Here is a 447-nt window from a genome sequence, read left to right on the forward strand (position 1 = left end):
TCTCACCTGTATTTGGCGTTTCACCCGTATTTGGCGTCTCACCTGTATTTGGTTTCTCACCCGTATTCGGTTTCTCACCTGTATTTGGCGTTTCACCTGTATTTGGCGTTTCACCCGTATTTGGCGTCTCACCTGTATTTGGTTTCTCACCCGTATTCGGTTTCTCACCTGTATTTGGCGTTTCACCCGTATTTGGTTTCTCACCCGTATTTGGCGTTTCACCTGTATTCGGTTTCTCACCTGTATTTGGCGTTTCACCCGTATTTGGTTTCTCACCCGTATTTGGCGTTTCACCCGTATTCGGTTTCTCATCCGTATTTGGTTTCTCACCTGTATTTGGCGTTTCACCTGTATTTGGTTTCTCACCTGTATTTGGCGTTTCACCTGTATTTGGTTTCTCACCTGTATTTGGCGTTTCACCTGTATTTGGTTTCTCACCTGTATTTG

General features: G+C 45.0%; 1 pseudogene. It reads right to left on the reverse strand.

Annotation, left to right across the window (positions count from 1 at the left end):
• Positions 1–447: pseudogene (locus tag ACQKNR_RS17840) on the reverse strand (type VII secretion protein EsaA); the annotation flags it as partial.

It is taken from the genome of Bacillus sp. NPDC094077 (assembly GCF_050279465.1).
Classification (GTDB): domain Bacteria; phylum Bacillota; class Bacilli; order Bacillales; family Bacillaceae_G; genus Bacillus_A.